This is a genomic window from Erwinia sp. AK-PDG3-5 (assembly GCF_056821705.1).
Genome location: NZ_CM165967.1, coordinates 2157121 through 2178782, shown reverse-complemented (window position 1 = coordinate 2178782; position 21662 = coordinate 2157121). Strand labels below are relative to the sequence as shown.

At 52.2% G+C, this 21662-nt stretch carries 19 protein-coding genes and 2 pseudogenes; 11 read left to right on the top strand and 10 right to left on the bottom strand.

The annotated features are described in order from the left end of the window. Positions 1-5: 5 nt before the first annotated feature. Both AC1UKS_RS10040 and msrB read right to left on the bottom strand, forming a co-directional pair. On the bottom strand, positions 6-284 hold the full coding sequence (locus AC1UKS_RS10040) for a YeaC family protein (protein WP_265910647.1): 279 nt from the start codon (positions 282-284) through the stop codon (positions 6-8). Positions 285-289: 5 nt separating this feature from the next. Beyond that, on the bottom strand, positions 290-700 hold the full coding sequence (gene msrB / locus AC1UKS_RS10035; RefSeq protein ID WP_013202438.1) for a peptide-methionine (R)-S-oxide reductase MsrB: 411 nt from the start codon (positions 698-700) through the stop codon (positions 290-292). A 340-nt stretch (positions 701-1040) separates the two neighbouring features. Here msrB and gapA point away from each other — a divergent pair, with 340 nt between their 5' ends. Both gapA and AC1UKS_RS10025 read left to right on the top strand, forming a co-directional pair. After that, positions 1041-2036: a glyceraldehyde-3-phosphate dehydrogenase gene (gapA, locus tag AC1UKS_RS10030; protein ID WP_013202439.1), complete on the top strand. Its 996-nt coding sequence runs from the start codon at positions 1041-1043 to the stop codon at positions 2034-2036. Positions 2037-2103: 67 nt separating this feature from the next. Continuing rightward, positions 2104-2982, top strand: coding sequence for a D-hexose-6-phosphate mutarotase (locus tag AC1UKS_RS10025; protein ID WP_482436710.1), 879 nt, complete (start codon positions 2104-2106; stop codon positions 2980-2982). A 48-nt stretch (positions 2983-3030) separates the two neighbouring features. Here AC1UKS_RS10025 and AC1UKS_RS10020 read toward each other — a convergent pair whose 3' ends face one another. Beyond that, positions 3031-3882, bottom strand: coding sequence for an aldo/keto reductase (locus AC1UKS_RS10020; protein ID WP_482436709.1), 852 nt, complete (start codon positions 3880-3882; stop codon positions 3031-3033). Positions 3883-3963: 81 nt separating this feature from the next. Next, a complete protein-coding gene (locus AC1UKS_RS10015; RefSeq protein ID WP_482436708.1) occupies positions 3964-4713 on the bottom strand; it encodes a MipA/OmpV family protein in 750 nt (249 codons plus the stop codon). A 432-nt stretch (positions 4714-5145) separates the two neighbouring features. Between AC1UKS_RS10015 and yeaG the strand changes: the two genes are divergently transcribed. From yeaG to AC1UKS_RS10000, 3 genes and pseudogenes are all read left to right on the top strand, one after another. Continuing rightward, positions 5146-7080, top strand: coding sequence for a protein kinase YeaG (yeaG, locus tag AC1UKS_RS10010; RefSeq protein ID WP_482436707.1), 1935 nt, complete (start codon positions 5146-5148; stop codon positions 7078-7080). 72 nt (positions 7081-7152) lie between these two features. Further along, positions 7153-8433, top strand: a complete 1281-nt coding sequence (locus AC1UKS_RS10005; protein ID WP_455863750.1) for a YeaH/YhbH family protein — start codon at positions 7153-7155, stop codon at positions 8431-8433. Between the two features lie 206 nt (positions 8434-8639). Beyond that, a pseudogene (locus AC1UKS_RS10000) lies at positions 8640-10388 on the top strand (potassium/proton antiporter); the annotation flags it as partial. A gap of 6 nt (positions 10389-10394) precedes the next feature. On the opposite strand, the pseudogene AC1UKS_RS09995 reads toward AC1UKS_RS10000, so the two are convergent. After that, positions 10395-10463 (bottom strand): annotated as a pseudogene (locus AC1UKS_RS09995) (hypothetical protein); the annotation flags it as partial. Positions 10464-10559: 96 nt separating this feature from the next. Between AC1UKS_RS09995 and AC1UKS_RS09990 the strand changes: the two are divergent. From AC1UKS_RS09990 to AC1UKS_RS09980, 3 genes are all read left to right on the top strand, one after another. After that, complete coding sequence (locus AC1UKS_RS09990; protein WP_013202446.1) at positions 10560-10793, top strand: DUF1480 family protein; 234 nt, start codon at positions 10560-10562, stop codon at positions 10791-10793. Positions 10794-11212: 419 nt separating this feature from the next. Further along, on the top strand, positions 11213-12679 hold the full coding sequence (gene wbaP / locus AC1UKS_RS09985; protein ID WP_482436705.1) for an undecaprenyl-phosphate galactose phosphotransferase WbaP: 1467 nt from the start codon (positions 11213-11215) through the stop codon (positions 12677-12679). Between the two features lie 143 nt (positions 12680-12822). Beyond that, complete coding sequence (locus AC1UKS_RS09980; protein ID WP_482436703.1) at positions 12823-14022, top strand: multidrug effflux MFS transporter; 1200 nt, start codon at positions 12823-12825, stop codon at positions 14020-14022. Here the strand turns inward: AC1UKS_RS09980 and dadX are convergent. Together dadX and AC1UKS_RS09970 are read right to left on the bottom strand one after the other, a co-directional pair. Next, positions 14015-15085, bottom strand: a complete 1071-nt coding sequence (gene dadX, locus AC1UKS_RS09975; protein ID WP_482436701.1) for a catabolic alanine racemase DadX — start codon at positions 15083-15085, stop codon at positions 14015-14017. The two genes, AC1UKS_RS09980 and dadX, sit on opposite strands and share 8 nt — an antisense overlap. A gap of 29 nt (positions 15086-15114) precedes the next feature. After that, on the bottom strand, positions 15115-16410 hold the full coding sequence (locus AC1UKS_RS09970; protein ID WP_482436699.1) for a D-amino acid dehydrogenase: 1296 nt from the start codon (positions 16408-16410) through the stop codon (positions 15115-15117). A 525-nt stretch (positions 16411-16935) separates the two neighbouring features. On the opposite strand from AC1UKS_RS09970, the gene AC1UKS_RS09965 reads away from it, so the two are divergent. Further along, positions 16936-18471 (top strand): SpoVR family protein, encoded by a 1536-nt coding sequence (locus tag AC1UKS_RS09965; RefSeq protein WP_482436697.1) that lies wholly within the window; start codon positions 16936-16938, stop codon positions 18469-18471. 55 nt (positions 18472-18526) lie between these two features. On the opposite strand, the gene fadR is transcribed toward AC1UKS_RS09965, so the two are convergent. Further along, complete coding sequence (gene fadR, locus AC1UKS_RS09960; RefSeq protein ID WP_013202452.1) at positions 18527-19246, bottom strand: fatty acid metabolism transcriptional regulator FadR; 720 nt, start codon at positions 19244-19246, stop codon at positions 18527-18529. A 310-nt stretch (positions 19247-19556) separates the two neighbouring features. Between fadR and dsbB the strand changes: the two genes are divergently transcribed. Further along, complete coding sequence (dsbB, locus tag AC1UKS_RS09955; protein WP_482436695.1) at positions 19557-20087, top strand: disulfide bond formation protein DsbB; 531 nt, start codon at positions 19557-19559, stop codon at positions 20085-20087. 141 nt (positions 20088-20228) lie between these two features. After that, positions 20229-20393, top strand: coding sequence for a hypothetical protein (locus AC1UKS_RS09950; protein ID WP_167738416.1), 165 nt, complete (start codon positions 20229-20231; stop codon positions 20391-20393). A 64-nt stretch (positions 20394-20457) separates the two neighbouring features. On the opposite strand, the gene AC1UKS_RS09945 is transcribed toward AC1UKS_RS09950, so the two are convergent. After that, positions 20458-20898 (bottom strand): YcgN family cysteine cluster protein, encoded by a 441-nt coding sequence (locus AC1UKS_RS09945; RefSeq protein WP_482436694.1) that lies wholly within the window; start codon positions 20896-20898, stop codon positions 20458-20460. Between the two features lie 64 nt (positions 20899-20962). Further along, entirely contained in the window at positions 20963-21622 is a 660-nt protein-coding gene (locus tag AC1UKS_RS09940; protein ID WP_482436692.1) for a fumarylacetoacetate hydrolase family protein, read from the bottom strand. Positions 21623-21662 lie beyond the last annotated feature (40 nt).

The window sequence follows — 21662 nt, the reverse complement described above, 5'->3', positions numbered from 1 at the left end:
AATAATTACTGGAGCTTGATGCGAGTCACATGATCATCGGTGATGCCGAACTCTTCTTTGAGCTGTTTTTTACTCTTCATCACCATCTCGCCGCCCTTACCCACACTCATATGTTGCGGATTGTCGTTATGGCGAGCCTGCCAGAGCATCACTAACTGCAGGCTGTTCTCTTTCTGCTCTGGCGTAAGTGCGACGCCATCGGCCCATCTCCCGGTTTCAACCGCGGTCACCAGTCGTTGATAGACTTCCGGGGTCAGCGTGCCGATCATCTCATCAAGTTCCATCGCCGTTATCCCTTAATGTTATTGCCATCGTCGTCGGAGAAGCTTAACGACGCGGAGTTCACGCAATAGCGCTCGCCAGTTGGCTGTGGGCCGTCCGGGAACACATGTCCCAGATGGGCATCACAGTTGCCACAGCGGATTTCAATGCGCTGCATACCATGAGATTCATCTTCAATATACTTAATAGAATCATCATGATAAGGCTGATAAAAACTCGGCCAGCCGCAGCCAGAATCATATTTGGATTCCGACAGGAACAGCGGTGAATTACACACGAGGCAGTGATAAATCCCCTCGCCTTTGTTGTGTAACAGCTTGCCTGAGAAAGGCGGCTCGGTGCCACGCTGCTGCGTCACATAGCGCTGCATCTCGTTCAGGTCGGTCTCTGGGGTAAATTCGTTCGGGTCTTTAGCCATTTTAGGGGTCTCTGGCAGTGTGAAACTGAAAATATCGGCTAGTATTCTAACAAATACTTAACAACGCTAGGGCTTTTTTTCGTCTCAGGCGGAGTCTGAAAGTGTTCCGAAGACGAAAATGTGACTCAGATCACCCTTTGAATTCATCACCCCTTTATATTCGGGCAAGACGACCCAACATCAAGGTTTAGTGGTGGTCACGGAATGTGCTTTTTGACGAATATTCCTGTGTGAAGGTTTGATTTGTCGCAACTATTGAAGCGATTCCGCTTGACGCCTGGTAAGGTTTTTGTAATTTTACAGCCAACCTTTTATTCACTAACAACAGCTGGTGGAATATATGACTATCAAAGTAGGTATCAACGGTTTTGGCCGTATCGGTCGCATCGTTTTCCGTGCTGCTCAGCAGCGTTCTGATGTAGAAATCGTTGCAATCAACGATCTGCTGGACGCAGAGTACATGGCTTATATGCTGAAGTATGACTCTACTCACGGTCGTTTCGACGGCACTGTAGAAGTTAAAGACGGCCATCTGGTTGTTAACGGCAAAACCATCCGTGTTACCGCTGAACGTGATCCAGCTAACCTGAAGTGGGGTGAAATCGGTGTTGATGTTGTTGCTGAAGCAACAGGTATCTTCCTGACCGACGAAACCGCGCGTAAACACATTGAAGCTGGCGCCAAAAAAGTCGTGCTGACTGGTCCATCGAAAGATGACACCCCAATGTTCGTGATGGGCGTAAACCATAAATCTTACGCTGGCCAGGATATCGTTTCTAACGCATCTTGCACCACTAACTGCCTGGCACCACTGGCTAAAGTTATCAATGACAAGTTCGGCATCGTTGAAGCACTGATGACCACTGTTCACGCAACAACCGCAACTCAGAAAACCGTTGATGGCCCGTCTCACAAAGACTGGCGCGGCGGCCGCGGCGCATCTCAGAACATCATCCCTTCATCTACCGGCGCAGCTAAAGCAGTAGGTAAAGTGATCCCAGAGCTGAACGGCAAACTGACTGGTATGGCGTTCCGCGTTCCTACCCCTAACGTTTCCGTAGTTGACCTGACTGCACGTCTGGCTAAGCCTGCTTCTTACAAAGAAATTTGTGCAGCAATCAAAGCCGCCGCTGAAGGCGAAATGAAAGGCGTTCTGGGCTACACCGAAGACGAAGTGGTTTCTACCGATTTCAACGGTGAAACGCTGACTTCTATCTTCGATGCGAAAGCCGGTATCGCACTGAGCGACACTTTCGTGAAACTGGTTTCCTGGTACGATAACGAAACTGGTTACTCCAACAAGGTCCTGGACCTGGTTGCTCACATCGCTAAATAAGCGACGTGAACTGATGATGAGGGCGACTACGGTCGCCCTTTTTTTTGGCTGAAGCTAAGGAAAACAGATGAACGAAAAAATCTTTTCGCTTCCCGTTATTACCCAGATAACGCCCTATATTTCCCAGCGAAAAATTGGCGACCTGCCCGTGGTGGTGATCGCACATCCTAAAGTTCGTGCCGCCGTCACCCTACAGGGTGCCCAGCTGATAGCCTGGCAGCCCGCAGACGAAAAGCCGGTGATTTGGCTGAGCGAGAAAACCGCCTGGACGGCCGGCAAAGCTATTCGTGGTGGCGTGCCAATCTGCTGGCCGTGGTTTGGTCCGGCAGGTGAACCCGCACATGGTTTCGCCCGAACCCTTCCCTGGACGTTGTCGGCGCATGATGAAAACGACGACAGCGTGATGCTGACGCTGGTGCTGGAAAGTAATGAGCAGACGAAAAAATTGTGGCCGCATGACTTCACGCTGTTTGCCCGTTTCCGCTTTGCTGACCGATGTGAGATTGAACTGGAAGCCCACGGTGATTTCGAGGCGACTGCCGCCCTGCACAGCTACTTCTGCGTAGCCGATATTGACGGTGTGGAAGTGACTGGCTTAGGTAACAGCTTTATCGATAAAGTGGCTAACGGCAGCGTCGGCCGCTCACCGGACGGCAAACAAACCTATCCCGATCGTGTTGACCGTATTCATACGCAACCGGAAGATTGTAGCGTTATCAGCGACAAAATCGGTAAGCGAATAATTGAAGTTTATCACCACCATCAAAGTGACGTTGTCACCTGGAATCCGGGTCCGGAACTCTCCTGCAGCATGGGAGATATGGCTAACGAAGGTTACAAAACGATGGTTTGTGTTGAGACGGCCCATATTTCTCAGCCGATGGTCAGCGCTGGGGAATCCCCTTCACGCCTTGCCACGACGATCCGGGTGCGTAGAGGTAGCTGATAAGTCATGCAGACTCACCCAGGGGAAATCACCCTTCCCCTGGCGTGATTAAACCACGTCTAACGGCATTTTTTCTGTCGGTGGTGGGAAAGCCTGATTGATCATCCCCAACTCTTCATTGCTTAACGTCACCTCCAGCGCAGCGGCATTTTCAGCGACATGCGATACCGAACTGGCTTTAGGAATAGCAATTATCCCTTCTTTACGGATCACCCAAGCCAACAATACCTGAGCCACACTGATGCCCTTTTGTTGTGCAATTGCCGTAAGCACCGGGTGCGTGAGCAGTGCATGGCGTAGTTTTCCTGCCTGAGCCAGCGGGCAATAGGCCATTATGGGTATCTGTTGCTGCTGGCAGTCTGGAATAAGATCGTATTCGATCCCACGTGATGCGAGGTGATACAGGACCTGATTTGCCGCACAGTCCGTGCCGCCCTCCTCTGACAACAACTCGCTCAAATCGTCGCTGTCAAAATTCGACACTCCCCAACGTAAAATTTTTCCCTGACGTTGCAGCGACTGCATTGCAAGGATGGTCTCTTCCAGCGGCACATTTCCCCGCCAGTGCAGCAGATAAAGATCCAGATAATCGGTCTTTAAACGCCGCAGGCTTCTCTCACAGGCGTCTGTCGCATCGACAGCACCGGCATTCCACGGGTAGACCTTTGATACTAACCAGGCACTTTCGCGTCGGCCTTGCAGCGCTTCACCCACCACTTCCTCGGCGCCGCCTTCGGCATACATTTCCGCCGTGTCGATAAGCTTCAGGCCCAACTCGAGACCGGCCTGTAATGCAGCGACCTCTTGTTTGCGTTGGTTGGCGTTTTCGCCCATGTACCAGGTTCCCTGACCGATAGCAGGTAAACGGGAATCACCGGGAAAAATAACGGATTTGCTCATTTGAACCTCCTGCACTGATTTTGATCACCACAATCGTGCAAAAGGGCGCAAAGCGCCCTTATTTAGTGCAATGAAAGCGGATCAGAAGGTGTAACTGACTCCGGTCCAGATTGTGACCTGAGAATTATTGTCCACCATTGGACTGTCTTTCACTTCAGAACTTAAGCGGGTATAGCGTCCCGACAGCGTTGCGTTCCAGCTCTGATTGATGCTGTAGGCCGCCGTCAGTTCCAGGTAAGGGTTCCAGCTGCCATCAGCCTGATAGCTGCTCAGCCCGCTGCGACGTGATTCGCTCTTCGACACTCCATAATAGTAGTCATTCTGGTTGTCGCTGCTGTAAAGCGCACCAATACCCGGCGTCAGGCTCAGATCGCCAAACTGGAAGCGATAGAGGTAGGTTGCATCCCAAATGAAGCCGTCACTGTTGCCCAGCAGATCGCCAGCCAACACGGTACGCACAATCCCCCAATCCGCCGTATGACGGTAAGCCACACCGCCCATCATGGTCATATGGCGTTTATCTAACGCTTTCAGACGCTTGTCTTTGGTGTCATCGGGATCGAAGTTTTGCGGAGAACCGAGGATCGTCAGAGAAAGCTGATCCTGCTGGTCCTTCCACAGGTAATAACCGGCGGTCAGGCTGCGGACATAGAAGTTGTCGCCTTCGTAGTTAACAATAGGGAATGGGTAGTAACGCCCCTCTCCTCCTTTATACGGGCTCTGGCTGTAGATCACCGAAGCGCCGAGGGTGAGCGGATTGGCAGTTGCCGTGAAGGCAGTAAAAGAGCAAGGTAAAAGCACAGCAAGCGCGCTAACTTTGAAATAGTTCACAATTAATTCATTCCATAAATATAACAATCAAGAGACTAGTTTATCAGTCAACCGGGCTTTGGTTAAAAATTTACACGTTCTGTAGCACGTAGAATCAATTTTAAGGGGTTGGACTCTCATTCAGGGTTTTGGCTTATTTACAAAATTCGGCTAACCCGCATCAGACAAGGTTATCGCTGTCCCGGATTCTGACTTTGTTATTGAAATATCATCGAAAATAACCTGGGGGTCAGGAAATTTCTTAAATGCCAACTACGCTTTATTGAAAGAAGCTAATTTTTACCGGTCAAAGTAACCCTGATTTTTGTGTATCCCGATAAAAAAACGTCAGGTTGGCATAAGGGTTGCTGTACTCATTGATAAGTTCCTTCAGGGGCTAACTTCAATTCGGCTCCTGGTACCTGTGCTAAAAAAGAAAGGACGGGCATCGCTATGAATATATTCGATCACTATCGTCAGCGTTACGAAGCTGCCAAGGACGAAGAGTTCACACTGCAGGAATTTCTTACCGTTTGCCGGCAGGATCGCAGTGCATACGTAAACGCGGCAGAAAGACTGTTAATGGCTATTGGTGAGCCACAAATGGTTGATACTGCTCAGGAGCCACGCCTTTCCCGCCTGTTCTCTAACCGCGTCATTGCGCGCTACCCTGCTTTTGAAGAGTTCTACGGTATGGAAGAAGCGATTGAACAGATCGTTTCCTATCTCAAACATGCTGCTCAGGGTTTGGAGGAGAAGAAACAGATCCTCTATCTGCTGGGTCCGGTCGGTGGCGGTAAATCTTCACTGGCAGAGCGACTGAAATCGCTGATGCAGCGAGTCCCTATTTATGTCCTCAGTGCCGATGGCGAGCGCAGCCCGGTTAATGACCATCCGCTGTGCCTGTTTAATCCGCAGGAGGATGCCAATATTCTTGAGAAAGAGTATGGCGTGCCTCGTCGTTACCTTGGCACCATCATGTCGCCTTGGGCGGCAAAACGCCTGAACGATTTTGGCGGTGATATCTCCCGCTTTAAGGTGGTAAAAGTCTGGCCATCCATTCTTGAACAGTTGGCAATTGCCAAAACTGAACCTGGCGATGAGAACAACCAGGACATCTCCGCGCTGGTCGGTAAAGTAGATATCCGTAAACTGGAAAACCACGCGCAAAACGATCCTGATGCTTACGGCTACTCTGGTGCACTGTGCCGGGCGAACCAGGGGATCATGGAATTCGTTGAGATGTTTAAAGCGCCGATCAAAGTGCTGCACCCACTGCTGACCGCGACTCAGGAAGGTAACTATAACGGGACTGAGGGGATTTCCGCCCTGCCGTTTAACGGGATTATCCTGGCGCACTCCAACGAATCTGAGTGGGTCACCTTCCGAAATAATAAAAACAACGAAGCGTTCCTTGACCGTGTGTATATCGTCAAGGTGCCTTACTGCCTGCGGGTCTCCGAAGAAATCAAGATCTACACTAAACTGCTTGATCACAGTGAGCTGACCCATGCGCCTTGCGCGCCGGGTACCCTGGAAACCCTCGCTCGCTTCTCGATTCTTTCGCGTTTGAAAGAGCCGGACAACTCCAGCACCTACTCTAAAATGCGGGTGTATGATGGCGAAAGCCTGAAGGATACCGATCCGAAAGCCAAGTCCTATCAGGAGTACCGTGACTACGCCGGTGTGGACGAAGGCATGAACGGTCTGTCGACGCGTTTTGCCTTCAAAATCCTCTCGCGGGTGTTCAACTTCGATCATGCCGAGGTCGCAGCAAACCCGGTACACCTGTTCTATGTTCTGGAACAGCAGATTGAACGTGAGCAGTTCCCACAGGAGCAGTCCGAGAAGCTTCTAGAGCACCTGAAAGGCTATCTGATCCCGAAATACGCTGAGTTCATTGGCAAAGAGATCCAGACGGCTTACCTGGAATCCTACTCTGAATACGGGCAGAACATTTTCGATCGTTATGTCACCTACGCAGATTTCTGGATCCAGGATCAGGAATACCGCGATCCGGATACCGGCCAGCTGTTTGACCGTGAATCACTGAATGCGGAACTGGAAAAAATCGAGAAGCCTGCGGGGATCAGTAATCCTAAAGACTTTCGTAATGAAATCGTCAACTTTGTGCTGCGTGCCCGCGCTCATAACAGCGGCCGCAACCCGAACTGGACCAGTTACGAGAAACTGCGGACGGTGATTGAGAAGAAAATGTTCTCTAACACCGAAGAGCTGTTGCCGGTCATTTCCTTTAACGCTAAAACCTCTACGGATGAGCAGAAAAAGCACGATGATTTCGTTGATCGCATGATGGAAAAAGGATACACCCGCAAACAGGTTCGCCTGCTGTGCGAATGGTATCTGCGCGTCAGAAAATCATCCTGATAGTTGCCTGAGAAGTTATTTACAAGGGGTCGGTGAAATCCGACCCTGCTTGCAACGATGTTTGGGGGAGTTATGGCCTATTTTATCGATCGGCGTCTCAACGGCAAAAACAAGAGCGCGGTGAATCGCCAGCGTTTCTTGCGCCGCTACAAGTCGCAAATAAAACAGTCGATCTCCGAGGCCATCAATAAGCGTTCGGTAACTGACGTCGAAAGCGGCGAATCCGTTTCTATTCCCATTGATGACATTAATGAACCGAGTTTCCATCAGGGCCGCGGCGGCCAACGCCATCGCGTCCATCCTGGCAATGACCATTTTGTGCAAAACGATCGCGTCGAACGCCCTCAGGGTGGTGGCGGCGGTGGTGGCAGTGGTCAGGGCAATGCCAGTCAGGACGGTGAGGGTTCGGATGAGTTTGTTTTCAATATCTCCAAAGATGAATATCTCGACCTGCTGTTTGAAGATTTGGCGCTGCCAAACCTGAAGAAAAATCAGCATCGTCAGCTTAACGAGTACAAAGTGCATCGCGCGGGCTATACCGCCAACGGTGTGCCGGCAAATATCAGCGTGGTTAAATCGCTGCAAAACTCACTGGCTCGTCGTACTGCGATGACCGCCGGTAAGCGTCGCATGCTGGGGGAACTGGAAACTGCCCTCAAGGAGATTGAAAACGCCGAACCCGCGCAGTTGCTGGAAGAAGACCGTTTACGCAAAGAGATTGCTGAGCTTCGCGCGCGGATCAAGCGCGTGCCGTTTATCGACACCTTTGACTTGCGCTACAAAAACTTTGAAAAGCGTCCTGAACCTTCCAGTCAGGCGGTGATGTTCTGTCTGATGGACGTTTCAGGTTCGATGGATCAGGCCACCAAAGATATGGCCAAGCGCTTTTATATCCTGTTGTATCTGTTCCTGAGCCGCACCTACAAGAATGTCGATGTGGTGTATATACGTCACCATACTCAGGCTAAGGAAGTCGATGAGCAGGAATTCTTCTATTCGCAGGAAACCGGTGGCACTATCGTATCCAGCGCACTGAAGTTAATGGATGAAGTGGTGAAAGAGCGTTACGACCCGGCGCAATGGAATATTTATGCGGCACAGGCGTCCGATGGTGATAACTGGGCAGATGACTCCCCACTTTGTCATGAGATCCTTGCAAAAAACATCCTGCCGGTGGTGCGTTATTACAGCTACATCGAGATAACCCGACGCGCTCACCAGACCCTGTGGCGTGAGTATGAGCATCTGCAAGCCATGTTCGATAACTTTGCTATTCAGCATATTCGCGAGCCGGAAGATATCTACCCAGTATTCCGTGCACTGTTCCACAAACAGGCTGAAGAGAACCACTAATTTCGCCGCATCTTTCCTAAAGCCAGTAAGATCTTTACTGGCTTTACCCCACCATTACTCCTGTCAACTGTGCTAAAATCCCCTCTTGCTCTACTTTTTTCATTCAATCCTGTAAATAACCCACATTTCATGCGCACTGAACGGCATTTACCCGCCTCGTTTTTGCGTTATTCTCTATCCTTAAGAAAAATGTCTACATTGGTTAAATGAAATGCACCGATGTTTTGACATTCACCGGGTTGTTACAACAGACTGTTAAAGAAAGCCTTTACCACTTACAGGAGAATGCCCCCTTGGAAGCCAGCGCCATTTACAGTTTGTTTATCATCGGTTCCGTGCTGGTTGCTGCGAGTATTTTGCTGAGTTCCTTCTCTTCAAAGCTTGGTATCCCAATTTTGGTGATTTTCCTTGCGCTGGGGATGCTGGCTGGCGTTGATGGTATCGGCGGAATTGTCTTCGACAACTACCCGGCCGCCTACCTGATCAGTAACCTTGCCTTAGCGGTGATCCTGCTTGATGGCGGTATGCGAACGCAGGCCAGTTCGTTTAAAGTGGCTCTGGGTCCGGCATTGTCTCTGGCCACGGTCGGCGTATTGATTACCGCAGGTCTTACCGGCATGGCCGCGGCCTGGTTGTTTAACCTGAACATGATTGATGGCTTCCTGGTGGGTGCCATTATTGGCTCGACCGATGCGGCAGCGGTGTTCTCGCTGCTGGGCGGCAAAGGCCTTAACGAACGCGTCAGCGCGACGCTTGAAATCGAATCCGGCAGTAACGACCCGATGGCCGTGTTCCTGACCATTACCCTGATTGAGATGATCCAGCAAGGCCAGACCGGCATTGACTGGATGTTTGTCGTGCATCTGATTCAGCAATTCGGGTTGGGGATTGTACTGGGGCTCGGTGGCGGCTGGGCGTTGCAACAGCTGATCAACCGCATCTCCCTGGCCAGCGGTCTTTATCCGCTGCTGGCGGTCAGTGGTGGCATCCTGGTGTTCGCGCTGACCACCGTTCTGGAAGGCAGCGGCATTCTGGCGGTGTATCTGTGTGGCTTCCTGCTGGGTAACCGCCCTATTCGTAACCGTCATGGCATCCTGCAAACCTTTGACGGCATGGCCTGGCTGAGCCAGATTGGCATGTTTTTGGTACTGGGGCTGCTGGTCAATCCTAAAGACCTGTGGAACATTGCGCTGCCAGCGATGATGCTCTCAGCCTGGCTTATCCTGTTTGCACGCCCGCTGTCCGTTTACATTGGCCTGTTGCCGTTCCGGGGGTTCAGTACCCGCGAGCGCTTTTTCATCAGCTGGGTGGGACTGCGAGGCGCAGTACCGATCATCCTGGCGGTGTTCCCAATGATGGCCGGACTGCCGCACGCGTCGCTGTTCTTCAATATCGCATTCTTTGTGGTGCTGGTTTCCCTGATGGTTCAGGGCACCTCTCTGGGTTATGCCGCGCGAAAAGCCCGGGTGGTGATCCCCCCTACGGCTTCGCCGATCTCTCGCGTGGGTTTGGATATCCATCCAGAAAATCCCTGGGAGCAGTTTGTCTACCAGTTGGGTGCTGACAAATGGTGCGTAGGCGCCGCATTACGTGACCTAAAGATGCCAAGGGAAACCCGTATTGCGGCGCTGTTCCGCGATAATCTTCTGCTGCATCCCACCGGCAATACCCGCCTGAGAGAAGGCGACGTGTTGTGCATCATCGGTCGCGAGAAAGACCTGCCGGAGTTAGGAAAACTCTTCAGTCAGTCTCCGCCGGTATCGCTCGATCAACGTTTCTTCGGCGACTTTATTCTGCAAGCCGATGCCCGACTGCATGATGTCTCTGAAATTTACGGCATCGATCTGGATGAAGAGACGAATGTTCAGCAGACGCTGGGCCATCTGATTGCGGGCATGATCGGTGGCGCACCGGTAGTGGGCGACCAGGTGGAGTGGAAAAACATGATCTGGACCGTGGCAGAGAAAGAAGCCAACGAGATTGTGAAGATTGGTGTGCGGGTAGCCGAAGAGAAAGAATAACCGGTCGATAGTTAAGATAAAGACTAATCCTGGTCCTGAATGCTCGCTCTCCTGACGTTAACGTCTACGCTTAAAGTTCGTGTCTGGACTAAAGAGGAGACTATCATGGGACATATCGTCAAGATTGGCCGTTATGAAATCATTGATGCAGAGCTGGATGCGCAGAATGTGGAGACCGTCAGCATTCCCTGTCAGACCAACCCCGATCTAAGCTATCAGTTGGACGGATGGGATGGTGAAACCAGCGTACCGGCGTGGATTGACGGCGAACCTGTCGATCTGGCCATCGGTCATTATGACAAACAGCAGGATCGCTGGATACTAAAAAAACCGGCCTGATCCTTTCTGCCCTGTTCACCGTGACGAATTTTCGTGGCGGTGAAACCTTCATTTAAATACCCTCTCTCTGTTATTAAACCGTCATACTGCCTGGCTTTTCCCTCTATTTAACCGCTTCGGTTAATGCGTATTAATCCTAATTTTATTTTGCACACTTCCCCCCACTTTTAGGATTTTCCCGTATTAACTAAGCTAAACAACTGCTGCATACTCGTCCTACTGCTTCATGGTGAAACAGAGTGATATTCACGCTGCTGTATGTTTCATTACTGTCCCATTTGTTCTTCTCGCTCTGAATGCGGCGAGCTACCAAGAATAATTTATTGATTCTAGTGGAATTAGTATCAATACCTTTACTCCTGAACGCGTGCATTAACCTCGTCAGGTTACTGATTCTTAAAGAAAAGAGAGCAGGCACTATGGCAAGTACTCTTGTACTGAATGACCGTCGCCGTGCGTTTAGCGGCACCCGAAAAAACATTATTGCCAAGGTCACGTTAAGTCTTTCAGATTTAATCTCTATTAATCTGGCCTTGTTTTTATCCGCGGCTACTGTGCAAGGTATTTGGGGTGACTTAGATATATTTATCCCGCCTCAGGAAGTGAAAATCCGCTTCATTGCGCAATTCGTGATGTCTGTGGTTTGTACCGCCTGGTTTTGGATGCGGTTACGTCATTACACCTACCGCAAACCATTCTGGTTTGAATTAAAAGAAATAATTAAAACCCTGGTGATTTTCTCTCTGCTTGATTTGGCGCTGATTGCCTTTTCCAAGTGGGACTTCTCCCGCATGCTGTGGAGTTTTACCTGGGCCTATGCGCTGGTCCTGGTGCCACTGCTGCGCTCAAGCGTGAAGCACGCCATCCTCAAAGCGGGTCAGTGGCAGAAACAAACCATTATCATCGGTTCCGGTAAGAATGCCCGTGAAGCCTATGCAGCGCTGCAAAGTGAAGAGCTGCTGGGCTATGAAGTCACGGCGTTTGTTGCCTCCAATGGCCACACCGGTGCCGAAAGCATGAATGGCGTGCCGGTCATCACCTCGAAAGATATTGTCTGGGATACGGTTGACCTGGAAAACACCCAGTTTATCGTGGCCATGGAATATGAGCAGCAAGGTATGCGTGATAAGTGGCTGAAGCTTCTGTCGAAGAAGAAGTGTCGTTCTGTCTCGGTGGTGCCTACCCTGCGTGGTGTGCCGCTGTACGGTACCGATATGTCCTTTATCTTCAGTCATGAAGTGATGATCCTGCGGGTCAGTAACAACCTGGCAAAACGTTCTTCCCGTTTCCTTAAGCGTACCTTTGACGTGGTGGTTGCCTCTATGCTGCTGCTGTTCCTGGCTCCCGCATTCGGTATGATTTGCTGGATGGTGGGCCGCGATGGCGGGAACAAGATTTACGGTCATGAACGCGTCGGTCAGGACGGTCGCAAATTTAAATGCCTGAAGTTCCGTTCCATGGTCACCAACTCGAAGGAAGTGCTGGAAGAATTGCTGGCCACCAGCGAAGAAGCACGTATCGAGTGGGATAAAGACTTTAAGCTGAAAAACGATCCGCGCGTGACGAAGATCGGGGCGTTCCTGCGTAAAACCAGTCTTGATGAGCTGCCACAGCTGTGGAACGTGCTGCGGGGTGAAATGAGTCTGGTAGGTCCGCGTCCGGTCATTGAAGCAGAGCTTGAGCGCTATGCCGGTGACGTTGATTACTACCTGATGGCTAAACCGGGCATGACCGGGTTGTGGCAGGTCAGCGGCCGTAATGATATCGACTACGACACCCGCGTGTACTTTGACTCCTGGTACGTTAAGAACTGGGCATTGTGGACCGATATTGCCATTCTGTTCAAAACAGCCGGTGTGGTGCTGCGTCGCGATGGTGCTTATTAAAACAGTCAGATAAGTGAGAGTCATGCCCGCCCGTGTTGGCATGACTCTCGCCTTTCCATAAAATTCTTCCAACTCCCCTTTTCTTTTTCAGCCGTTATCTCTACCCTGTGCGGCTTGCTTTTAAACGGATGCCGTCACGCACGATGCAAAAATTCACCCTTCTTCTTCTCAGCCTGGTGCTTCTGGCGCCGCTGGGCATTGACCTCTACCTGCCGACACTTCCCGATATCGCTCTCGGTTTGAATACGCCGGTGACCACGATTCAGACCACCATTCCGCTGTTTCTACTGGTCATGGGCTTAGGTCAGATTGTGGCGGGACCGCTGGTCGATAACTTCGGCAGAAAGCCGATTGCCATTGCCGGTCTGTTGCTGTACCTGCTTGGCAGTATTCTGGCGGCGACGGCGACCGGTTGGCCGCAATTCCTCACCGCGCGAATTGTTCAGGGCTGTGCCGTATGCTGTACCGCTGTGGTGGCCTTCAGCGGCGTCCGTGACCGTTTGGAAGGTGATGAAGCAGCCAGGGCTTACGGCTTTCTTAACGGGGCGTTAAATATCGTTCCGGCGCTGGCACCGATGCTCGGCGGCTTCCTGGCGGATGCCTATGGCTGGCGGGCGCCGTTCTGGTTCCTGACCGGTTATGCGCTGGTGATTAGCCTGATGATTTGGCGCTTCCTGCCGGAAACGCGTCCTGCGGGTACGCTGGCGGTTAAAGGTATTCCTTTACGTCAGTATGCACAGATCCTGCGCGAACCCCGCTTCCTGGCGTTCACCTTTGCCAATGCGGGTGCGATGGGCATGGTGCTGACCTATGTTTCGCTGGCACCGCAGGTACTGATGACCGAAGGCAAGCTGACCGCACTGCAATTCTCGATTGCCTTTGGCGCGAACGGTTTCTGGATCATGTTAGTCAGCGTGCTGGTAAATAAAATGATCCGTAAACTTGGCCGCCCCATCTGCCTGGCCATCGGCAGTCTGGCGATGGCGGCAGGTGCACTGACTATGCTGGGCGGTATGCTGATTTTCCCGGCCGGGATGCAGACCAACTGGGCGCTGTATATGTTCCCGGTGGCGATCTCGGTAGCCGGACTGGCGTTTACCGTTGGCCCCGCCAGCAGCTATGCGCTTGAGCCTTATCAACAGCAGGCGGGCGTGGCGTCGGCGCTGGCAGGATTTATTCAGATGGCAGGCGGTTCATCGGCGGGCTTGCTGGCGATGGCACTGCCGCTGAACGAAAAGTTTGCGCTCAGTGCCATGATGATCATTGGTGCGGTGCTGACCTCACTGGCGTGGATCAGCAGTAAGAAAGTACGCGGTACCCTGACCGCGCTGAAAACTAGCTGATTTTGACCGGCACGCGGGTGGCCAGAGCGCACATCAGCTCGTAACCTACCGTGCCGGCTGCTTCAGCCACTTCATCAATCTTGATGTTATTGCCCCAAAGTTCAACCTGACTGCCAATCCCCGCCTGCAGGCACGGGGTTAAATCCACGGTAATCATGTCCATTGAAATCGCGCCAACGGTATGCGTTCTCACGCCATCGACCCACACCGGCGTTCCGGTTGGCGCATGGCGCGGATAGCCATCCGCATAACCGCAGGCCACCACCCCAATACGCTGTTCGCCCTGAGCACGATAGCGTGAACCGTAACCGACCCCGTCACCGGTCTTTAAGTTCTGGATAGCGATGATTTCGCTGTTTAGCGACATCACCGGTTGCAGCCCACTGCTGGCGATGTCCTGCCACTTTCCGCTGGGTGACGCGCCATAGAGGATTATGCCCGGCCGAACCCAGTCATGATGCGTGTGAGGATGCCACAGCGTCGCGGCTGAGTTCGCCAGTGAACGCGGGCAATCCAGCCCTTCGGCTGCCTGCTCAATACGTCTGAGCGGTTGTTCAATGCCTTCGCTGGTCTCGGCTTCCGCGAAGTGCGCCATCAGCGTCATTTCGCCCACATTTTCCAAACCGCGCAGCTTGTTCCAGGCTTGTTGCACCTGCTCCGGTGCAAAGCCCAGCCGGTTCATGCCGCTGTTCACCTTCAGATAGATATCGAGCGGTGCAGAGAGCTGCGCTTTTGCCAGCGCCTGGATCTGCCAGTTACTGTGCACGCTGGAGGTCAGACGATACTGGTCGAGGATCACCAGCTCATCAGCATGGAAAAATCCTTCCAGCAGCAGGATCGGCTTCTTCCAGCCGCGCTCGCGCAGCAGGATCGCTTCTTCAAGGTTCAACAACGCGAAGCCATCGGTATCGGCAAAACTCTGCCAGACGCGGTCAATACCGTGGCCATAGGCATTCGCTTTCACCACGGACCACACGCGGGAATGAGGTGCAGCCTGACGGGCAACCGCCAGGTTATGCCGCAACGCGCTGGTGTCGACAGTTGCGACAATCGGACGAGACATAACTTCTCCTGGTTCTCAATACGGGAAGATCAGCGGGCCGCGTGAAGCGTGTGGCCCGGTGTCGGGTAAAATCCCGGCAGATAACGCATCACCGACAGATCGTCTGCAGCAATGGCAGGGGTGCGTCCGGAGATGATATCAGAAAGCAGCTGCCCGGAACCGCAGGCCATGGTCCAACCGAGCGTTCCGTGACCAGTGTTGAGGAAAAGATTCTTCAGCGGCGTGCGGCCAACAATTGGCGTGCCGTCCGGCGTCATCGGACGCAGCCCGGTCCAGAACGTCGCCTGCTCAATATGCCCCCCTTCCGGGTAGAGGTCGCCGACCACCATTTCCAGCGTTTCCCGCCGGGCTGGCAACAGCCTGGTGTTGTAGCCAACAATTTCCGCCATCCCGCCGACGCGAATACGATCGTCAAAACGCGTGATTGCCACCTTGTAGGTTTCGTCGAGTACGGTAGAGACCGGTGAAGCCTGTTCATTTTTGATCGGAATGGTTAGCGAGTAGCCTTTCAGCGGGTAAACCGGCACCTTGACGATATCGTTTAACAGCGCGGTGGAGTAAGAGCCGAAGGCCACCACATAGGCATCTGCCGTCACCGTTTCAACACCACATTTGACGCCCGTAATCTGATTGCCTTCCTGCAGCAATGCATCAACCGGAGTATTAAAACGGAAGGTCACGCCAGCGCTGGCGGCCATCTCCGCCAGACGCTGAGTAAACAGTTGGCAGTCGCCGGTTTCGTCATTAGGCAAACGCAAACCTCCGGTTAGCTTATGCTGAGTGGTGGCAAGTGCGGGCTCCGCATCCGCCAGCTGCGCCGCTTCCAGCAGTTCATAAGGTACACCGGCCTCTTTCAGCACGGCGATGTCTTTGGTGGCGCTTTCAAACTGCTGACTGGTGCGGAACAGTTGCAGCGTGCCGCCCTGCCGTCCTTCATAAGCAATACCGGTTTGCTGGCGCAAAGCTTTCAGGCAGTCCCGGCTATATTCGGCAATCCGCACCATGCGGCTTTTATTTTCCTGATAGTGATGCATATCGCAGTTACGCAGCATCTGCCACATCCACTCCAGCTGAAAACGACTGCCATCCGGACGGATCGCCAGCGGTGCATGGCGCTGGAAAATCCATTTAATGGCTTTTAACGGCACGCCTGGCGCAGCCCAGGGAGCGGCATAACCCGGAGAAATCTGCCCCGCATTGCCCGCACTGGTTTCCATCGCCACGCCTGGTTGACGGTCAATCACCGTCACTTCATGCCCGGCCTGTGCCAGATACCAGGCGCTTGCCACGCCGACCACACCACTACCCAGAATGACAACTCGCATAACCGCACCACCGCCGTTGAGAAAAGAGGAATTAACTGGCTTACTGCGAGTGCTACGGTTTAAAACACTGCAACCACATCAGCAACATCGCACTGACATATTTCACATGTTTTTTACTCTGAAGGGTAATAAAAAGAAGATGAGCAGTTATATTCGGAATTTAATACTGCCAAACAGCGGTTGAAAGCAGCATATCAGTCCAAATCAGGCATTTTTAACTTTTCTTAGCAGAAAGTGATCCGTTCAGATCTTTCGCTTATATACAGCACATAATTCTGTTTTGTGAGCTATTTCTCGCATTTAACCTGACGTTAAAATTATTTTTCCCTGGCGACTCTATTTTCTGTCGAAAATTTCCATTGTATTCATCAGAGCAATCAGAGAGAGTGAACTATCATTGAGGTATTGGCTTTAATTCCAGGCTTGCCTTTGCGGTCGCAGTGCAGCGGCAGGTCGACATGAAAACGGATGTTTTGCCGCTACGTGTTGTAACGTCGAAAACCGGTTTTTAAAAAGGGGTGCGCTATGACGACTATCTTTGACGGTCCCATAAAGGACAGCAAACGACTCAGTGATGGACCAGACTGGACCTTCGATCTGCTTGATGATTACCTGAAAGAGATCGATCGCGTCGCTAAGCTCTACCGGCTTGAAACCTACCCTCATCAGATCGAAGTGATCACCTCTGAGCAAATGATGGATGCCTACTCCAGCGTGGGGATGCCTATCAACTATGCGCACTGGTCCTTCGGCAAGAAATTCATCGAAACCGAACAGCGCTACAAACATGGTCAGCAAGGCCTGGCGTATGAAATCGTCATTAACTCCAATCCTTGTATCGCCTATCTGATGGAAGAGAACACCATAACCATGCAGGCGCTGGTGATGGCTCATGCCTGTTATGGGCATAACTCATTCTTCAGAAATAACTACCTGTTCCGCAGCTGGACCGATGCCAGTTCGATTGTCGATTACCTGATCTTCGCCCGTAACTACATTGCCAAGTGCGAAGAGCGCTACGGCCTTGAGGAAGTTGAAAAACTGCTCGACTCCTGCCACGCGCTGATGAATTACGGTGTTGACCGCTATAAGCGCCCACAAAAAATCTCTCTGCAGGAAGAGACCGCTCGCCAGCAGAGCCGTGAAGAGTACCTGCAAAGCCAGGTCAACATGCTGTGGCGTACCTTGCCACGCCGTGAAAAGGAATCCTCGCAGGCGGAAGCCGCACGCTACCCTTCGGAGCCTCAGGAAAACCTGCTCTATTTTATGGAAAAAAATGCGCCGTTGCTGGAATCATGGCAGCGTGAGATTTTGCGTATTGTGCGTAAAGTCAGCCAGTATTTCTATCCGCAGAAACAGACTCAGGTAATGAATGAGGGCTGGGCAACATTCTGGCATTACACCATCCTCAATCACTTGTATGACGAGGGTAAAGTTTCCGAACGCTTTATGCTGGAGTTCCTGCACAGCCACACCAATGTGGTGTTCCAGCCGCCTTATAATAGCCAGTGGTATAACGGCATCAACCCCTATGCGCTGGGCTTTGCCATGTTCCAGGACATCAAACGTATCTGTCAGGAACCGACCGAAGAGGATCGTTACTGGTTCCCGGATATTGCCGGTAGTGACTGGCTGGAAACGATGCACTTTGCCATGCGCGAGTTTAAGGACGAGAGCTTTATCAGCCAGTTCCTGTCGCCGAAGGTGATGCGTGATTTCCGCCTGTTTACGGTGATGGACGATGACCGCAATAATTTCCTCGAGATTGCTGCCATCCATGATGAAGCCGGCTATCGGGCTATTCGCCAGCAGCTTTCAGCGCAGTACAACCTCAGTAACCTTGAACCGAATATTCAGGTCTATGATGTTGACCTGCGTGGCGATCGCTCTCTGACGCTGCGCTATGTGCCTAACAGTCGTGCGCCGTTAGACAAGAGCCGCAGGGAGGTGCTGAAGCATGTACACCGGCTGTGGGGATTTGACATCCATCTTGAGCAGCTTAACGACGATGGCAGCACCGAGCTGCTCGATCGCTGCCCACCGCGCAATTCTACCCTGTAGATTTTGCACATAAAAAAAGCCGGTTCAACTGAACCGGCTTTTTCTTGCGTAGCTGTTAGCGACGCTGCGGGGGCAAATCTGTTGGCATAGTATTCTGCATACCGTGCCATATCTCGCCGCTCCGGCGACCGTAGTCACGTACGGAATCGACAATTTTATCAAACTGTTCGTTCTGACATATGGTCAGTAACTGCTGATAAAAATCACGTGCCAGCTGGCGCGCTTCCGGGTTGGAGAAGTAATGACGTCCTACCCGCGTATACAGCCCTTTCAGGCCGTTCAGGATCAAACCATAAATAGGATTGCCTGAGGCAAACGCCAGACCGCGGAAAATGCTGTAATCGAGGTCTGTATAGGCTTCGGCTTTGTCTTCTACATTCTGCGCGGTTAACAGCACTTCTTTGGCTTTATCCGGATAGGTGCGGATCGCACGGCGGATAAAGATTGAGGAGATGTTGGTGCGAACCGACAGCAGATTATCGATCAGCTGTGGAACGCTATCGTGATCGAGGCGCGCCAGCGTTTCCAGAATGCTCAGGCCGGAGGTCTCCCAGAAGTTATTCACTTTGGTCGGTTTGCCGTGCTGAATGGTCAGCCAGCCATCGCGTGCCAGACGTTGGAGAACTTCACGCAAAGTAGTACGGGTGACACCAATCAATTCAGAAAGCTCACGCTCTGCGGGCAAAATCGAACCCGGCGGGAAGCGACTGTTCCAGATGCTTTCTATAATGTACTCTTCAGCGAAACCCGCAGGGCTCTGCGCCTTAATGACCATAGCGTTTTGTTTCCGTTGCGTTCATGACTGCAAATATTGGGCTCATCATACCAGATGCCCTGGCGATGACATAGACCGCCACTGGCCTAAAACGGCACCCATCCCGCAAATATCCGAAAAAAGAGCCGACGCTTTAACGGGCCATTTTTCGTCCTGAATCGCCTTACTCGCTGCCAGCGCTCAAAAGCAGGTTTATTGTCACTCTGTTTAACTTAAGTCATTTTATGCAATAAAATTTCTTCCCCTGTGGCTGGCACGGTGAGTCATTTAGTTTACACTGCCGTTTGAACGCCCTTCACATGGAATGAATATGTTGCGATATCTGAATAGCTGTTCCCGCGGCCGTGGTGCCTGGTTACTGCTGGCCTTCACCGCTTTTGCCCTGGAAATGGCCGCACTCTACTTTCAGCATGTCATGATGCTGAAACCCTGCGTAATGTGTATTTATGAGCGTTGTGCCCTGTTTGGCGTGATGGGTGCTGGCCTGGTCGGCGCGATTGCGCCAAAAACCCCACTACGCTGGGTCGCCATACTGGTGTGGCTCTACAGCGCCTGGGAAGGCGTCCGCCTTTCATGGGAGCACACCATGATCCAGCTGCACCCGAACCCGTTTGTCACCTGTGATTTTGCCGCCCGTTTCCCAGGCTGGCTGCCACTGGATAAATGGCTGCCATCCGTATTTGAAGCAACAGGCGACTGCTCCGAGAAGCTATGGACGTTCCTGACGCTGGGCATGCCACAGTGGTTGGTTGTGGTCTTTGCCGCGTACCTGATTGTGGGTGTGCTGGTATTGATAGCGCAACCCTTCAAGCCGAAGCGCCGGGATTTGTTCTCGCGCTAAGCGTAAAGCCACACCAGCAAGATCAAGCCCGCCTCTCGCGGGCTTTTTTGTGGCTGAAAATCACATGCCATGGCAAAATATTTGTCGGATGGTGATTGCGCTACTAAGCTGAAAATACACAAGAAAAGTCCAAGGAGTGTTATGAAACGAATCGTATTTGTGCTGGCACTGGCTCTCTCTTCTGCTGTCCTTGCAGGCTGTGCCCCAAGGGACAACCTACATGCTCCGCCACCTGCACCACCGGGAGGTCATCAACTTCCCGGCGCGCCTGGCGGCAGCGACCCATCGGGTCAGCCTCAGGCTTAACGCGGACTTTTTTAGGTGGGATAAAAAAAAGCCGCCCTGTTTATTCAGCGGCGGCTTATTATGCTCAGCGGTGAGGCCGGTTAATAATATGGTCTTCCCAGTCCCGCACTTCACTTTCCCGCACGGCAATATGACGTACCGAAATACGCTCGGCATGCATCGCCGATTTAGAGCCGGTGCGTAAAGGATGCCAGACCGGTAAATTTTTACCTTCCGCCAGCACCCGATAGGCACAGCTCGGCGGCAGCCAGGAGAAAGTCGGCAAATTATCGCGCGTTAACTTGATGCAGTCTTCTTCATACTCGAAGCGACGCTCATAGTTACGGCACTGGCAGGTCTTGATGTTGAGTTGGTTACACGCGACGTTGGTAAAGTAGATTTCGTCGGTGTCAGCATCCTGCAGCTTGTTAAGACAGCATTGGCCACAACCGTCACACAAGGATTCCCATTCCTCATCATTCATTTGTTCCAGCGTTTTCCGCTGCCAGAAAGGGGTATCAGTCATGTTCGGTGTCCCGTTTAAGTAAAAGCCCGCACCTTATAAACAGTTCGGGCTCCAGATGCAAGTCTTACAGCACGCGGGTGGCGACGCCACGACCGCCCAGAGACACTTCCAGCGTGTCACCAGAGGCCATCGGTCCAACGCCTTCAGGCGTGCCGGTCAGAATAACGTCACCGGCGCGCAGGGTAAAGAATTTGCTCATATAGGCAATCAGCGGCAGGATTTTGTGGATCATGTCTTCAGTGTTGCCGTGCTGACGCACTTCACCGTTGACTACCAGCTTCAGCTCGATATTCTGCGGATCCGCCTCGAACTCGCTGACCGGAATAAAGCCTGAAATCGGGCAAGAGTTGTCAAAAGCCTTGGCTTTCTCCCACGGCTGTCCGGCCTTTTTGCAGCCAGCCTGCACATCACGTAGGGTTAAATCCAGCGCGATACCGTAACCGGCAATCGCTTTAGCCACATGCTCTTCGGTCGCATGCTTCAGCGTTGAGCCAATCAGAACGGCCAGCTCCACTTCGTGGTGGACTGCGCCGAGATCTTTCGGGATCGACAGCGGCTGGCGGATATCACAAATTGCGGTTTCTGGTTTGATAAACAGCACAGGCTCAGAGGGCGTGGCGCTGCCCATCTCTTTAATGTGTTTGGCATAGTTGCTGCCCACGCACACCACTTTGCTTACCGGATAGTCCAACAAAGCGCCCTGCCAGTTATGATGCTGATACATACTGTTCCCCTGCCTGCGTTGAGAGTGAATGGCCCAGTTT

Bases quoted from the DNA above. Each gene is read 5' to 3' on its own strand.
- fadR (WP_013202452.1), bottom strand. From the start codon at position 19,246: ATGGTCATTAAGGCGCAGAGCCCTGCGGGTTTCGCTGAAGAGTACATT.
- AC1UKS_RS10040 (WP_265910647.1), bottom strand. From the start codon at position 284: ATGGAACTTGATGAGATGATCGGCACGCTGACCCCGGAAGTCTATCAA.
- AC1UKS_RS10025 (WP_482436710.1), top strand. From the start codon at position 2,104: ATGAACGAAAAAATCTTTTCGCTTCCCGTTATTACCCAGATAACGCCC.
- yeaG (WP_482436707.1), top strand. From the start codon at position 5,146: ATGAATATATTCGATCACTATCGTCAGCGTTACGAAGCTGCCAAGGAC.
- AC1UKS_RS09965 (WP_482436697.1), top strand. From the start codon at position 16,936: ATGACGACTATCTTTGACGGTCCCATAAAGGACAGCAAACGACTCAGT.
- AC1UKS_RS09990 (WP_013202446.1), top strand. From the start codon at position 10,560: ATGGGACATATCGTCAAGATTGGCCGTTATGAAATCATTGATGCAGAG.
- AC1UKS_RS09940 (WP_482436692.1), bottom strand. From the start codon at position 21,622: ATGTATCAGCATCATAACTGGCAGGGCGCTTTGTTGGACTATCCGGTA.
- wbaP (WP_482436705.1), top strand. From the start codon at position 11,213: ATGGCAAGTACTCTTGTACTGAATGACCGTCGCCGTGCGTTTAGCGGC.
- AC1UKS_RS09950 (WP_167738416.1), top strand. From the start codon at position 20,229: ATGAAACGAATCGTATTTGTGCTGGCACTGGCTCTCTCTTCTGCTGTC.
- dadX (WP_482436701.1), bottom strand. From the start codon at position 15,085: ATGTCTCGTCCGATTGTCGCAACTGTCGACACCAGCGCGTTGCGGCAT.
- AC1UKS_RS09970 (WP_482436699.1), bottom strand. From the start codon at position 16,410: ATGCGAGTTGTCATTCTGGGTAGTGGTGTGGTCGGCGTGGCAAGCGCC.
- gapA (WP_013202439.1), top strand. From the start codon at position 1,041: ATGACTATCAAAGTAGGTATCAACGGTTTTGGCCGTATCGGTCGCATC.
- dsbB (WP_482436695.1), top strand. From the start codon at position 19,557: ATGTTGCGATATCTGAATAGCTGTTCCCGCGGCCGTGGTGCCTGGTTA.
- AC1UKS_RS10020 (WP_482436709.1), bottom strand. From the start codon at position 3,882: ATGAGCAAATCCGTTATTTTTCCCGGTGATTCCCGTTTACCTGCTATC.
- AC1UKS_RS10005 (WP_455863750.1), top strand. From the start codon at position 7,153: ATGGCCTATTTTATCGATCGGCGTCTCAACGGCAAAAACAAGAGCGCG.
- msrB (WP_013202438.1), bottom strand. From the start codon at position 700: ATGGCTAAAGACCCGAACGAATTTACCCCAGAGACCGACCTGAACGAG.
- AC1UKS_RS09980 (WP_482436703.1), top strand. From the start codon at position 12,823: ATGCAAAAATTCACCCTTCTTCTTCTCAGCCTGGTGCTTCTGGCGCCG.
- AC1UKS_RS09945 (WP_482436694.1), bottom strand. From the start codon at position 20,898: ATGACTGATACCCCTTTCTGGCAGCGGAAAACGCTGGAACAAATGAAT.